The sequence below is a fragment of the Streptomyces sp. NPDC085481 genome (assembly GCF_044541845.1).
Classification (GTDB): Bacteria; Actinomycetota; Actinomycetes; order Streptomycetales; family Streptomycetaceae; genus Streptomyces.
On record NZ_JBITTJ010000012.1, the window covers coordinates 228,494 to 242,473 of the forward strand.

Below are 13,980 nucleotides of genomic sequence, written 5' to 3' on the forward strand. Positions count from 1 at the left end.
CGACCGGTGGCACCGTCGATGCCACCGGTCAGACACCATCGCCTTCGTCTATCTAGCGCAGCAATCCACGATGCGTGTTCGGACGACAACCGCGGACGATCCCGCTCTGGTCGGCAAGGGCACGAACCGTTGGGCACTCACCGAAGACTCCCGCCGGGACGGGCCGTCCAGAGCACGCAGCGCACGATCACGATCCTCAGCCGAAAAGCGAGCAAGCAGAGCCACGACCCTGCCCTTCGCCCTCACCCGACGTCACTGATCCCCCGCCAGGACGAGATCATGCTTGGGCGCCCCTTCGGGAACCTGCGGCGGCTTCGGACGGCGCCACGGATGAGCGAGGGGCTGAGACACCCCACGCCACCAAGCATCCGCGGGCACCTTCCCCGCCGGCTTGAACGGCTCACCAGGACGCGGGAACGCCACCGCCTACCCCGCCTCCTCCGCCGCGTCCTTCGTCCACTCCCCCGGCTCCGCCCACGCATGCGGAGCCAGGATGAACGTGCCCCAGTGGATCGGCAGCATCACACCGGACGGAGCGCCTCCCCGCAGGTCAAGATGGGCCTGGACCCCCTGCGCGGGCGTCATGTGAATGTCTGGCCACCACCCGGCAGCGGCGTATAGTCCGTGTGATTCTTGGGCAATATGACGCTCTATCAGGTCAGTCGCAGCAGCAGCTTCCACATACGAGCTGCCCTCGTTCGAGCGGGCCGGGTACCCCACCGCCCTTCCTCTGCCGCACCTGTCATTCGAAGCACTGGGACGCTGCGGTGATGCGAGCTAATCTGCGAGGCATCACACGCCCGGCCCAACCTGGCTGGCTCAGCCGCCTCGGCGGCAGCTGCCGCCCCACTCTCCAAGCCGCTGGTGCCGCTACTGGCACATCCTCCAGGCTGGTGACTCTCCAGCATCCGCACGAGCTCCGCAAGGCCGCCCCAATCAACATCACCAATTACCCGCAAGGTCGAGATCACTGCTGCGCGTCTCGCCAACGGCCTCAACGGGCCGGGGGCGGCACTGCCCCTTGTGCCGCGTCAAGTGATCACCACCCCGCGATCGTCGCTGGGCTCTATCACGGGGCGGGTCTCAGATCGTTCGGGTTCTCGCGTCCACCAGGAATGCGCACAACGACCACGAGGCATGGCTCCAACTCGCCGGGGCGCTGAACTTCCTCGATCCAGATGCTGTCAAACAGGTTGATCGCACCGGCTTTGCCGACAGTTTTGTCCAGGGCCAAGAGGATCGCGAAGGAAGGGCCGGCGTTTTGGTACTCAGTCGCCTGAGCAACGTAGGTGCGTAGGGCGTCCCTGCTCGCGTCCTTTTCCTCAATTTTGCATTCGACATTGAAGTACGCCCAAGGGAAGGTAACCACCACGTCGGCGCGGCCTCCTGCCTTGTCGATCACCTCGCAGTGGGCCAACCGGAACAGGGCAGTGACTGCAAGGAACTCGCGATAGTGCTGATGGAACAGGGCCTCATCGACCTTCTGCTTCTTCCCATCCTTGTCGCGACCACGGAGATATTCGGTGTAGCTTCCACCCATCTGGCGGCCCACGTCGTAGCAACGGAAAGCGAAGCGGACCGTTGCCTCCAGGAGGACCTGGAAGGGCTCCGCGACCTTGGGGATCCAGTCACGCGACTGCACCAGTCTCGCGACCAGCGTGTCCATCAAGCGACTGTATTTGGCGTCAGTGATGGCCGAGAGAAAGTGCTCACTGTCGCGCAACGCGAGCTCCAGTCGATCCAGCACATCGTCGCTGTTCAGCTCAGCGAAGTCGGCGAACTCTCCGGACAGCTGGCCCGCCAGCTGCGGCCAGCGGCGGACTTTTCCCGGGTCACCCACCGTCCCGGGCTCCTGTAAGGCGGGACTGCGCAAGCGCGCCTCGAGCACCGCATGGAGGCGCTGCGCATCCTCATTGTCTCGCAAGTCCTCATCGTGCGTCAGAGCATGCTCAAGGATGCGGAACCGGTTCTCGTGCCTGAGAAAGGCGTCCTCGATGACCGGAGCCACGAGGGTTTCGACCACCCGCTCGGTCGGAGTATGAGTCAGCACTCTCACAGTGTGGTGGGCGGTGTAGGCGCGTAGAAGAGCAGTCAAGATGCCGTGGCCGTGGGTGTACCACGGGTCGTCATCGCCCATGTGCTGGACAGCGTGGTCCAGGAGGACGGTCAGCTCGTACCAGGCGGTGATGTCGTCCTGTCGCCCCTTGGCCCACGCAGGTGTGCTTGTCCCTAGGCGCCAGGCCCGATAGTGCTGTAGCCGATCCTGCAACGCCTGAGCCGCCGCTGCCACGCGAGCGGGGGCATCGGGGGCTGACAAGCCGAGCAGGCCATCGATACCGGCCGAGTAGATCTGTGCGTCGAGTCGGTCTGGGTCGACTGCAGTCAGCTCGGCGAGACGCCGTCTGCAGACAGCCAACTGCTCAGCCATCGCCTGGTAGCCGTCCTGCTCCAAGGCGGTTCGGACGTCGCCGAGCGCGAGTTCGAAGGCTGCGTCGCGGAAGGTGTGCTCTGGGGTGAGGCAGCGTTCCAGGGCTTCCCGCAGGCCGGCGCCAGGATGATGCGCGTCCAAAACGCCCAGCAGGCGGGGGAGTCTTGCCGCGAACTCGGTCGGCAGAGCGTTTGTGTCCTCTGTGACCATGTCCATCGCTCCCAGCAACTGAGCAGGAGTGGTGACACCTGCCAGGGTGAGCTGAACGAGACACTCAGCAGCTTCCGCACCAATCAAGGCGGTTGCTGGGTCGTCCTCCGCATCCTGGGCGTCGGTGAGGCGGCGTAGCAGTGTCCTGGTGGCCTTGGGTCCCAGGTCGCCTACCAGACGAGGATGGGCTGCCAGTGTGTCGACGGCCTCCGCGAAGGCGAGATGCCGAGTGGAGGACGCTAGCCCTGCGATGACTGCCTCGCTCAGTGCGGGCGGAAGAGGAGCCTGTTGCGCCTCCTGTGCAGCGGCACTGACGAGGAAACCCAAGAACGGGCCACTTGTGAGGTGGTCCTTGTGGGCGAGGACCTCGTTCAGCCCGCCAAGATCATCAAGGGTGGGGCCGCCCCGATGCTGGTCGGGAGTGGCCGTGCGCGCCCACGCGGCGATTCGCTCGTCCATGACGTGCACGACTACCCCCAGCGTCGCTTGGATTCCCGCCTTGCCCCTTCGTCTGTCAGAACAGCTCTCGGCCCTCGGCTCCGGTCAGAATACGTTCCTTGGGGAAGATGTCCCAGATGACTTCCTCAATCGAGGTGATGATCATCTGCAAGCCCGGGACCTCTTCGCCCGTTCGATAGAGGGTGTCCAGCACCTGGCGGGTCACCTCTGGAGTCAACTCGTCAGCTGTGGGTGCGTCGATCAGCAGGAGGCCGGGGTGAGACATGATGCCCCGCCTGCGGCTGACCTTGATCATGCCGACGACGACCGCGATTCTCATCCGTAGCCGGTCAACCGGGCTGAATGCAGAGAAACGGTGCTTGGAACCGGACTTGACGGCGTTGAGTTGGCCTCCAAGGGAGAGATTCACACTCGTGAGGTTCGTGACGCCCAAGTCATGGGCAACCTGAACAATCTCGTCGTTCAATTCCGAGAACAGCGCGCGGCTGTGCCGATCAACTACCTCTTTGAGGACCTCAGCTGCCGCAGCCAGCAGGGTCTCGTCATCCGGGCCCTGCTCGTCAGAGGTGTTCGTCGCGGATTTCACAGCGGCCAATGCCGCCGCGAGTGCCGGCGGAGTGTCGCCGCTGCTGCCGCCGGTGGCCAAGGTCAAGGCACCCTGCAGTTGGTGAACTTCGCGTTGGGCCTTGTCGAAGAGGGTGAACCAGTCGCTGGCACGGGCCTGTGCCAGTTGAGCAACGGATTGGTCGTAGGCTGCCCGTGCGGCCGTGAGTCGCTGACCAGCGGCGGCGAGCGTAGCCGCACAGCTGTCCTCGGCTGCCTTCGAGGCAGCAAGTCGCGCTGCAATACGAGCCAGGGCGTCAGCCTGCGCCTGCGGGTCTTCAGGTACGAGAGGCAGCGGACGGGTGCAGACAGAGCATTGGTGCTCGCTTTCCTCAGCAGCGCGGCGCTCGTCGTCAATCTCGTGATCGCACCGTGGGCACACCTCCGGTTCCAGTGCCCCGAGCAACAGCCGCGCAGCGCTGCTCTGCTTGGCGCGGCGCTCGGCTCGCTGGTCCGACTGGCGGCCCTTCTTGGCGGCCTGGTGCTGGTCAGCTGCCTCCTGATGCGCCGCCTGACATGTGGTGAGTGCGGCCGCCGCCTGGTCCACTGCGGCAAGCTGGCGTCCGACATCCGGCCGGCTGGCCTCCAGACACTGGAGGCGGCCCTGGGCTTCCTCAAGCGCTCTATAAAGGGGAGCGACCTGCTCCTCGCGTGCTCGAGCGTCCTCTTTGGCGCGTCGCGCGACCCGGTTCGTCTCCTGCGTCTCGGCCTTGCGTAGCGTGGCCAGGCGGGACAGCTCCGGCGCGTAGGGGACGTCCAGGAACAGCTGCATCAGCTTGACCGGGAGCTGTCCGACGAGCGTCGGCCCAAGGAGGAGACTGTCGCTCGCAGAGTTCAGCGCGATGGCGTAGAAGAAGCTCGACCAGCCATGAACCTGTTCGGCGCTGTCCCGATTACCGTCCTCATCTTTCGGCGCGTTGGCCTCCGCCGCCCAGACCGACACAGACTGCAGGCCAAGGCGCTCCATCATGAACCGGCCGATCAGGGCCTTCACGCCGCTAGGCTCAGCCGTGGCCGCCAGGCGCACCCCGATCCGCTCCTCGCCCTGGCCCTCGAGCGCCAGTAGATCGTCGATCGAGTCGGCGGTCAGGAGGCGGACGCTGGGGCGCCCGGGTTTGTCGAAGTACAGACGGATCGAAGCTGCCGCTCCTCCGACCTGGATGTCGGCACGAACGAACCGGAACCAACTGACGGTCTCGGGACGACAGAATGCATCGAACCCCTCGCCTCGTAGGGCGAAACTCAGGGCCCAGAGCAGGCTTGACTTGCCGGCCGAGTTGATGCTGCTTGAGATTGCCCAGGGTCCGCGGCCCAGATGCATGTCGACGGTGAAGGGGCCGTCGCTGCCCGTCGTGCCGGTCTTGCGGCCTTGGCAGATCAAGCGATGCACGACCAGCTCCCGCTTGGCGGGCAGTGATCCCGTCAGCTTCAGCCCGTGGGACGCCAATGCCCTGGATATCTGGTCTGCTTCGACACCGACCCGTTTGGCGATGCGCTCGTAAAGCTGGCCCTCCGATGGAACCGCAAGGTCCGCGGTCATACGGCGTTCCCTCCCGACGCGGTCACGCGAAGGCACTGCAGCCGTTCCCGCGTCCTGTCTGCGATCGACGGAATGATGTCGCCCAGTGGCGTCTGCGCGTAGTCTCGCTGTAGGTACTGCCGTTTACGTAGCGCCAATGCTGAGTGCCCCGTGGCCTCCGCCAATGCCCGGACGAGCACGGCCCGCTCGGTGTACCACGCCAGGTCGGGAAACTGCGCCGTGGCCTGTGCGGCGACGTCTTGGCCTTTCTGGGTCAGGTAGTAGCTGTCCTTGATCACCTGACCGCTCGCTCCACGCTGGCTGGACACCACGAGGAGCCGAGGTGCCACCAGGACACTCAATGCACGATCCAGGTGTTCAAACGCCCCGAAGAGGTAGCGGACCATCGGGATCGAGCAGATCTCCGGTTCCTCCGAGTCGAGGATCCGGCCAGCCAGGTCCAACAACAACGGGTCTGGTTCGCGCTCGTAGTCGTTGAGGAGTTCGTCCGCGAGATAGTCGGGATTACGCAGCCAGAAGTCCAGCTTCTGCAACCGGCTCTCTGCATGAAGGACCGCGACCGCGTTGGTTGGCGCCGCGCGCCTGGCGACTTCATCGAGTGGATCAGAGGTTGCAGCTATGAGAAGCAGAAGCCGGACCGCTTCAGCAAAGCGGTCTACCCCAACGTCAACAGCCATTGACACACCGTAGCGATACGACTGAACGTGATCAACCCGTCGACGCCACAAGATCTACACCGAGCCTCCACGACCATCGGGACCACCAACCACGACCTGGCCCCGGTTTACCGTCTGTCACGCGCTCCAAGCCCACCGGAACCGGTCGTCCGCTGATCTGGCTAACCCCGCGCGTCGAGTCCGGGCCGTACGCGACAATCGTCCCGACGGGCGCGGCGCCCGGGCGGGCACGACGCACGGGCGGGGCGATGGAGGACGTACGGGAACTGCTGGCCGACTACGGCCAGGTCCACAGCGACGAGCTGCCGGAGCAGGACCGCCACCAACTCCTGGTCGACGTGGTGGCGGCGCTGATCCGGCGCACCGACCCTGGCGCGACGGTCGCCCACCGCGCGCCCGACGCACCGGCCGTGCATTTCGAACTCTCCGGACGCGACTACGCGATCACTGTCACGACCGCAGTTGGCGAGGCGGCGGCCACTGCGGCCCGCGCCGCGGTGGCCGGCCGCGAGCGAGACCTCGGGCCGGGGGTGCGATGGGTCCTGATCTACGCGAGGGCCTCAGGCCAGGAGATTGGCAACGACGTGAGCGCCGTCATGCAGGCGCAGGGCGTGTGCCTGGACCGCGACCATCTTGAGGCCGCCGTCTGCGACCTCGTCCAGCTCACCGCCCTGATCCGCGCTGCCTTCCGGCCGCCGCGACCACCGCACACCCCGCTGCACGAGCTCCTGCTGCAAGAACCCTCGGAGCCTGCCCCGGCGCTGGCCCTGGCGGCCCGCCCGTCCGCGGCGCCGAGCGTGCCGTCCCGGGCGCCGGCAGGCATCAACCTCTCCATCGTCCTTGCCGGCGAGTCCTGGCCGGCCAGGCCATCCGGGCTGGCCTGGGAGTCTGCCGAGCGCGCGCTGATCACCACCGAGGCGGGTGTCGTCGATGTGGACCTGCAGCGGGGCGGGACCAGGTGGCGGCTGCCCCTGCCCGGCGTACACGGCGATGCGGCGGTGCCGGCGGACGGCTCGGTGTGGGTACTGTGCGGGCCGGCGGTGGTGAGGTGGCGCGACGGCGTGCTGCGGGCGGTCGGCGGCGGATTCGAGGCGAACGCCAGCCTGTTGCTCGGCCCCGACTCGAGCGTATGGGTTCTGTCCGGGTCCGGGGCGATGCTCGGCGCCGGCACTGGCTCGACCCTGGCGCTCACGCGGCTCGACGAGCAGGTGGGCGACCAGCAGCGCTTCGCCCTCGGCTTCGACGCGGCCGTCCGCTCGGCCGCCTGGCTCGGCGAGCGGCGCTTCCTCCTCGCCGCCAGCGGACACAGCTCCGTCGTCGACCTCGCCGTCAGCACCAGCGCCGGAAGGCACGAGGAGTGGATGCTGACCCCAGTGTCCTACCCGGGCCATCTCGCACGCGGCGACGGCGACACCGTCCTGGTGGCGGGGCGGGCCGGCGCGGGCGTCGGAGTAGAACTGCACGCCCTCGACACGGCTAGCCGCACCAGCGACACGGTCGCCGAGGTGCAGCTCGGCGACGTCCTCGGACTCGTCCAAAGCCCGGCGGGCGGACCCGCATATCTGCTGGGGGTGCGGCCGACAAACGACATCGACGCCGTCCACCCCGTGCTGGTGAAGATCACCGGACATGCAGCCGTCGCCTCACCTGCCGCCCCAGCCCCTGAGCCGCCGTCCGCCGACAACTACGCCGAGGTACGCCGTCTGGCCCGCGGAGTGAGGCAGGACTACGCCCTGGAGAAGTTCCCACTGCCGGGCGGCCAGGGCGGCATGGGCATCGTCCACGAGGCCGTGCATAAGGCAACGGGGACGGTCGTCGCATTCAAGAAGCCGCTCTCGCTGCGCGAGAACCGGACCGCGAGAATGCGGCGCGAGATCGAGGTGGCGCAGAAGCTCGGCGCCAACCGCCACGTGATGCCGGTCCTCGACTTCAGCCCGCGGGCCGAGTGGTTCGTCATGCCGATGGCCCAGAACACCGCCGAACACCTCCAGCCTGAACTGCAGCGCGATCCGATCGCGCTGCGGGCCCTGGTCGACGCGGTCGCCTCCGCCCTGGCCGACGCCCACCGTCTGGACTACCTACACCGCGACATCAAGCCCGCCAACATCCTCCATCTCGACGGCCGCTGGGTCCTCGGCGACTGGGGCATCGTGCGCCGTCCCCGCGGACAGACGACCAACCCCAAGCGCACCGGCACCGAGATCGGGACTGTCGAGTTCGGCGCCCCCGAACTGTCCATCGCCCCGCACAACGCCACACCCGCCAGCGACATCTACAGCCTGGGCAGGGTCATCGGCTGGCTGCTCACCGGTCTTCCTCCAGAGGTGAACGTGCCGCTGCTGCCATCCGGACCTTGGAGAGGCGTCGTCCGGCGGTGCACCTACCGCGATCCGCACCAACGCCCCCAGACGATCGCCGACTTCCTCGACGTGGTCGAGCAGGAGACCGCACCCCTGATCGACCTGCCCGTCGCGCGGGCCCAACAGCTCATGACGGCTGCCCAGGAGGGAGACACCGACGCCGCCCGCCGGCTGCTGGCCCTGGCCGCCGACCACGGCGACGACTACGAGCTCTACCTGGACATCCTGACCGGCCTGGACATGGAGACGATCGCGCCGCTCCTGCTGGACCACCCCGAGCAGACGCGCACCCTGGTGGAGGCGATGACCGGGCACGTCCGGGGCGACGGAACCGGGTGGCCGCACTACAACGAGTCCAAGCGCGCCATCGCCTGGCTGCGCGGCGTCGCCCGACACGCCGCCGAGGAAGAACAGTGGGACCTCCTGGAGGAGGCCGCCCTCGGCATGTGCACCTGGGACGAGGCCAGCAACGAGTTCGACCAGCAAACCGCAACGCGCAACTGGCTGCGCCGCCTACACGGCCAAGCGGCCCGGATCGTCGCCAACGCACTTCGAGACCACCCCGGCAGCGCCCACTTCTACTACGAACTCGCAAGCGAGCGAGCCGTGGACATGGCCATCCGCAGCGCCGTGAACCAGGCGACTGGCTACTGACCACACCCCCTACGCGGCCGGACCCTCACCCTGACCATCGCCGCTTGCCTGTACGCACTGATCGGTCTAACTGGCCCCGCACTGTTTTGGTGGCTCCGCTGGCAGCCCTGTGTCTTGGCCGGGCCCGGCCAAGAGAGGTACCCATGTCCCAAGACCTTCCCGACCTCACCGTGTTCGATGCCCATATGGCCGACGCCGTGCTGGCCCTCGACCTCACTGTGGCTCGCCCGGCTGCCGCTGAGGAGCAGTTGGCCGCCCGCGACACCGCCCCGGGTGAGGCTATTGAGTAGGCGCAGCAAGAAGGACCGGGCCCGCAGCTCTGACACCCTCCCGTCCGAGTGGGACGGCGCTAGCTGGGTGACGAGCGTCGGCGTGAAGAAGCACGGTTGGTCCGATGCTGCACGCAGCGCCCTAATACCCGAGAACCCAGCCGCGCCGGGAAAAGTCAAGATCTACTCCGCCGAGCAGATCGCTGTGATCGTCGATCACCCCGAGTGGTCCAAGCATGTCCATGAGAACAACCCGGACTACTGGGAAGACCCCGCCATCCGCAGTGCTCTCCGCGACGCAGTCGCCCGACGCAGCACGGCGCAGCCGGCCGAAGCCCCCTCCGACCGACCGACCGCCCCGAAGCCGCTGTTCCTTGCGCCGCAGATACAGCCCACGCAGCCGCCTGCGAACAGCCGCACGAAGGACAAGCAGCAGAAGCATGAGGGGACTACGCCTGCTCGGAAACCCGGCCGGACGGCCGAGGAACGCACAGCACTCCTGAGAGCCGCCGAGACCGAGGCACGGGACCGCGCCGAGGCAACCCGCCACGAGTTCGCCCACCCGCTCCCTCAGCAGAAGCCTCGGACTTCACCCCAGCCGGCCCACACCCCGCCGATGGTCACGAGCTCCCTCGCGTATCCCCCGATCCAGCCCGACCCCCGCATCGGCGGTACCCCTGCGGCCACACCGAAACCCGCGGCTTCCACCGCGCCGATGACGGAGGACGAACTCAGCACCGAGTACCGGCGCCTGGTCGCCATCGCCGAGCGTCGCGCCGCCACCACCACAGGCAAGCGCCGTGCGGCCAGCGCACGTCCTGTACGGATCCCGGCCTCTCGAGAGGCCGTCGTGCTGCGCAGCCGGGGGAAGTGCGAGAACCCGCTGTGTGGCGGCCAGCCCTACGACGAGGGCTTGGACGGGCAGCCGCTGCTCGATGTGGACCACATCGACGACCTCGCCCTGGGTGGCGCGGACCTCCCCGAAAACATGGTGGCGCTGTGCCCGAATTGCCACCGGGTCAAGACGCTGGGCCGGTCCCGCGACGAGCTGCGCGAGGTGCTCCGCCGGGTCGCCGCCCAGGCGCACGCCGATACCTGGGCACACGGCCGTACCTGAACCCGCGGGACACCTCCCTGCGGAGAGGCACTACGGAGAGGGGCTCACACCCGTACGAGGGGTGTGAGCCCCCCTTCGCGTGTGGACGGTGGTCAGCCGATGCCTTCGAACTCAGGGATGTTGGTGAGATCGACGGGCAGGAGCGGCTGGCGGCGAAGCGGAGGGGCGTCGTATAGAGCCTGCCGCAGTGCCGGAGCCGACCGCGGTCGTCGACTGATGGCGGTCCTGGAGGAGTCCGTCCGGAAGGCCCGCGCGTCCCAGGGCGAGCAAAAGGCGGAACGAGCCCGGGCCTTGGATCCCGCAATCGCTCGCAGGGAGTGACGGGGCTGGTGGCTCCAGCTCGACTGCGGTCATGGGGCCCCGGGAGAGAGCGGGGAGGTTCGGTCCCGGCCGCCGTCGGCCGCGTCACTGGGCCAGTGCCGCGGTGGCCGCGTCCCGGCTACTGTCGTCTGCCGCCGGGCCCTCGCCCCGTGTCCACGTTCTACGCACCGTAGCCCGTCATTGCCCCGCGCCGCCGGGGCGCACCTGCAGCGCTTGCTGGCCACTCCCGAAGCGGCACGGCTCACCATCCCGATGACAAACCCGGACGTCATCCCGATGCGCAGAAGCTGGCGCGGTCTGATGGGAATCGACGCGAGCAGCTTCCGTTCACTACTGTCGCAAGGGAAAGGATATGGACAAGGCACTGGTCAAAAGGGATCGCGGCTCATCACCGTGGATGGCACCACCTACCGGTGGCGACTCCGCGGACGGCCGACTTACCACCAGGGACTAGTCATGTCACCCCTTACCTATGCGGTCGAACACGCCCAGACTCCCGGCACCACACTGGTGATCACTACCAACCGGCCATACCCGAGTAGCTGGTTCGGAACAGCCAGCATCCCGGTCCTGCCCGCTCAGGTAGCTGACAGCATCCGAACCGCTCTCACCGACGGCTGGACACCCGAGAAGCCCGGCTCACCATTCCACTTCGACCAGTCAGTCGGCTTCATCTCGCCCCACTGACCAACCCGCACCAAGGAACCGTGACACGCTGCACTCATCGCGTGGCTTGGTCTCCCATTCTCACCACGGGGCCACCGATGTCGAGGGCCGGTGAGACCTGAGCCGACGTGCCTCACATGACGGCGCCCCGGACGGGAGACCTTCTCGCGCTGCAAGGTGGCCAGGGCCGCCCACCAGGAGCGCTACAGCATCGTCGTCACGCGTTCGTTCGCGGGCTATCCAAAGGAACTCACAGGATAGTCACGGTTAATCTGTGGCTTGGTGACGGGCCGCCGCCGAGGCAGTCCTCAGGGGGAGAGGGCGGGGCGCATGGACGGCGAACTCATCGCAGCGATCGCAGCGACGGCAGTGAGCGCGGGCGCGGCCGGCGTCGCCGCATGGCAGTCGCGTATTGCTGCACGAACAGCGAAGGACGCACGCACTCAGGCGAACGCTGCCCAGGAACAGGTTGCGCTGATGCGTCGCCAGCTCGACGCGGAGGACGCCGATCGACACGAGGCTGCCGGCCCGCAGTTCGTGGTCGAGCAGGCGCACACCGAAACGCCTGACCACGCTCCCTACGGCGTGCTCGTTCTCAGACAGGAGTCCGGTCCCGCGCTCGCGTCCGTGCTCGTCACCGCGGAGGGCGACGGCGTCGAGGGTCTGAGGGGCGAGTACCGCAGCGGCACCGATTCCTATGGCCGCTTGGACGAAGCCGAAATCGGCCCGATGGCCGCCGGGAACGGGACGCATACGGTTCGCGTGGTGCTCGACTACGACCACCCCCGGACCACGGTCCGCCTGCACCTGGAATGCCGTGCTCAGGACGGCGACGGGGTGTGGCAGCGGTCGATCTCCAGCGACGTCGCCCCCACCCCCGAACCGCCCCGCCGCCGCACCTCTCGATCGCCCTGGGTGCAGTGACCGGCCCGAAGGAATGTCAGGGCCGTCGCGGCCGGACCGCACCAAAGGAGGACCCGTGACTTCATCCGCAGGACGAGGCGCACAGCCTTCCGTCGGGGGGCCGGCTGAGGAGACTAGTCCCCACGACGTGCTCCGGCTGGCCAGAATCGCCGTCGACCACCACATGGCAAAGCGACTGGACGACGACCACATGTGGAAGGAGACAACGGCGACCGACATCCTCCTCTCGACCGCGTCCCCGCGGATCCGATATGCGGAGTTCAACACGGCCCACGAGAAGGAGCACGGTGCCGACTGGCTGTGGTGCTGGGTGGACCGGGACGGCACCACCTTCTGTCTCTTGGTCCAGGCGAAGATCCTCAAGACGCGTGGTAAGCGCTGGAGCATCGACTTCACCTACAAGAGCAAAGGTGACAACCGACCGCAGATCTCCAAGCTGATCGCCGCCTCGGACCGCTACGAAGCCGCCGCGGCCTACATCCTGTACTGCGGTGACGCGCAGTACCGCGCGACCCTGGAGTGCGACCGGAGGCACGCCGGCGTCCCGTGCCGAGAGCGGGACCGGGTCGGGGTGTCCTCATTTTCCGCCCTGGTCGCGGAGAACGCCGTCAACTACTACGGGAAGGACGCGGGCGTGGCCGCCTTCCATGCCGCCATCCCCCTCGAAGACATAGCCGGACCCGACAACCTGGACACGCCAATCGTGCCACTCACCCGAGGGCTGCCCGAGGATCTAGCCCGCTTCCTTCGGCAGCCTCAGCGCGGCGCACGGCGCGTGGCCAAGGAACTCCTCCGCCCGGTCGAGCAGATCAGGATCGGGCAGTTCACCACCGCGGTCCTGGAGCGCGCCAAACCGGTCGCTGGAGCCCTCTTCCCGGACCTGCCGGCAGACAGGGGCCACTTCTCGGTGCCCTACCTCGCTCACATGCTGCGCGGCCTACGCGCCGAGGTCCCCAGTTACGCACGCGACGTACTGGAAGGCCGAACCCCTCCGGCCTGGGTCACCGACCACCTCGCCGGCATCGTCGTCATCACCGACGCGGACGCCCTGCCCGCAGCCGCGGGCCGGCTCGCCGACTACGCGCACAAGGTCTTGGAGGACCAGAGCGCTTCGGCGACCGACTGGGATTAGGTATCGCTACGAATCTTGGTCCGCTTGTATCCCGAATACCCGGCCGCCGAAGACGTTGTGTACCTGCCACCAGCCCGCCGCCCCTTCTTGGGTGCCGGCTTCTTGGCGGGTTCTGCAGGGGCCCCGGGCGGCCCCCGGCGCCCTTCCGGGCCCCTATCTCCCCTCGGCCCCCGCTCGCCCCGAGGGCCGGGATCCCCTTGGGGCCCGGAAGGTCCCTGCTGACCGGGCGCGGCCTCGGCCTCGGCCTCGATGACCTCCTTGGCCGTGTTCGCGACCGCTTTGATCCCGAAGTACGACGTCGTAATCGCCGTGACGGCGGTGAAAGCGCTCGTGAGAATAGGGACGACGTGTTCGCTCTGCCCCGCCTTCGTGATGCCCCAAATCCCGGCCACGACGACCGCAATGTCACTGGCCACTACCGCAATCAAGCCTGTGACCGAACGGGAGACGTCCCGGTCGAACGTCTTCCCATCGCGGCCCCGTCGCGCCCTGCTGGTGATCACTAGGCCCCAGACGGCAATGCCGAGCGCCACGGCGACTGCGATGAGCAGCACAACATCCAGGGCATCCACGAAGGCCCCATTTCAGCCATGGACCAAACCTGGCCTGACAGCGGGTTC

General features: G+C 67.5%; 8 protein-coding genes and 1 pseudogene. 5 read left to right on the forward strand and 4 right to left on the reverse strand.

Going from position 1 to position 13,980, the window contains the following annotated elements:
- Nucleotides 1–252: 252 nt before the first annotated feature.
- From ACIGEZ_RS24740 to ACIGEZ_RS24755, 4 genes and pseudogenes are all read right to left on the reverse strand, one after another.
- Nucleotides 253–615 (reverse strand): annotated as a pseudogene (locus tag ACIGEZ_RS24740) (MBL fold metallo-hydrolase); the annotation flags it as partial.
- Between the two features lie 454 nt (nucleotides 616–1,069).
- Nucleotides 1,070–3,097 carry a hypothetical protein gene (locus ACIGEZ_RS24745; protein WP_399834578.1) on the reverse strand — a complete coding sequence of 676 codons (2,028 nt, stop codon included), beginning with the start codon at nucleotides 3,095–3,097 and terminating at the stop codon, nucleotides 1,070–1,072.
- A 55-nt stretch (nucleotides 3,098–3,152) separates the two neighbouring features.
- On the reverse strand, nucleotides 3,153–5,240 hold the full coding sequence (locus ACIGEZ_RS24750; protein WP_399834580.1) for a hypothetical protein: 2,088 nt from the start codon (nucleotides 5,238–5,240) through the stop codon (nucleotides 3,153–3,155).
- Nucleotides 5,237–5,917 (reverse strand): hypothetical protein, encoded by a 681-nt coding sequence (locus ACIGEZ_RS24755; protein ID WP_399834582.1) that lies wholly within the window; start codon nucleotides 5,915–5,917, stop codon nucleotides 5,237–5,239. Before ACIGEZ_RS24755 ends, ACIGEZ_RS24750 begins: the two co-directional genes overlap by 4 nt.
- A 248-nt stretch (nucleotides 5,918–6,165) precedes the next feature.
- Here ACIGEZ_RS24755 and ACIGEZ_RS24760 point away from each other — a divergent pair, with 248 nt between their 5' ends.
- The 5 genes from ACIGEZ_RS24760 to ACIGEZ_RS24780 all read left to right on the forward strand — a co-directional run bounded on the left by ACIGEZ_RS24760 (nucleotide 6,166) and on the right by ACIGEZ_RS24780 (nucleotide 13,360).
- Complete coding sequence (locus tag ACIGEZ_RS24760; RefSeq protein WP_399834584.1) at nucleotides 6,166–8,931, forward strand: serine/threonine-protein kinase; 2,766 nt, start codon at nucleotides 6,166–6,168, stop codon at nucleotides 8,929–8,931.
- 143 nt (nucleotides 8,932–9,074) lie between these two features.
- Nucleotides 9,075–9,221 carry a hypothetical protein gene (locus ACIGEZ_RS24765; RefSeq protein WP_399834586.1) on the forward strand — a complete coding sequence of 49 codons (147 nt, stop codon included), beginning with the start codon at nucleotides 9,075–9,077 and terminating at the stop codon, nucleotides 9,219–9,221.
- An 82-nt stretch (nucleotides 9,222–9,303) separates the two neighbouring features.
- Entirely contained in the window at nucleotides 9,304–10,317 is a 1,014-nt protein-coding gene (locus ACIGEZ_RS24770) for an HNH endonuclease (protein ID WP_399834588.1), read from the forward strand.
- A gap of 1,317 nt (nucleotides 10,318–11,634) precedes the next feature.
- Nucleotides 11,635–12,228 (forward strand): hypothetical protein, encoded by a 594-nt coding sequence (locus ACIGEZ_RS24775; RefSeq protein WP_399834590.1) that lies wholly within the window; start codon nucleotides 11,635–11,637, stop codon nucleotides 12,226–12,228.
- Between the two features lie 127 nt (nucleotides 12,229–12,355).
- Nucleotides 12,356–13,360 carry a DUF6615 family protein gene (locus ACIGEZ_RS24780; RefSeq protein ID WP_399834591.1) on the forward strand — a complete coding sequence of 335 codons (1,005 nt, stop codon included), beginning with the start codon at nucleotides 12,356–12,358 and terminating at the stop codon, nucleotides 13,358–13,360.
- Nucleotides 13,361–13,980: the final 620 nt, after the last annotated feature.

Coding starts and splice junctions, on each gene's coding strand:
- ACIGEZ_RS24745 (WP_399834578.1), bottom strand. CDS start 3,097: ATGGACGAGCGAATCGCCGCGTGGGCGCGCACGGCCACTCCCGACCAG.
- ACIGEZ_RS24750 (WP_399834580.1), bottom strand. CDS start 5,240: ATGACCGCGGACCTTGCGGTTCCATCGGAGGGCCAGCTTTACGAGCGC.
- ACIGEZ_RS24755 (WP_399834582.1), bottom strand. CDS start 5,917: ATGGCTGTTGACGTTGGGGTAGACCGCTTTGCTGAAGCGGTCCGGCTT.
- ACIGEZ_RS24760 (WP_399834584.1), top strand. CDS start 6,166: ATGGAGGACGTACGGGAACTGCTGGCCGACTACGGCCAGGTCCACAGC.
- ACIGEZ_RS24765 (WP_399834586.1), top strand. CDS start 9,075: ATGTCCCAAGACCTTCCCGACCTCACCGTGTTCGATGCCCATATGGCC.
- ACIGEZ_RS24775 (WP_399834590.1), top strand. CDS start 11,635: ATGGACGGCGAACTCATCGCAGCGATCGCAGCGACGGCAGTGAGCGCG.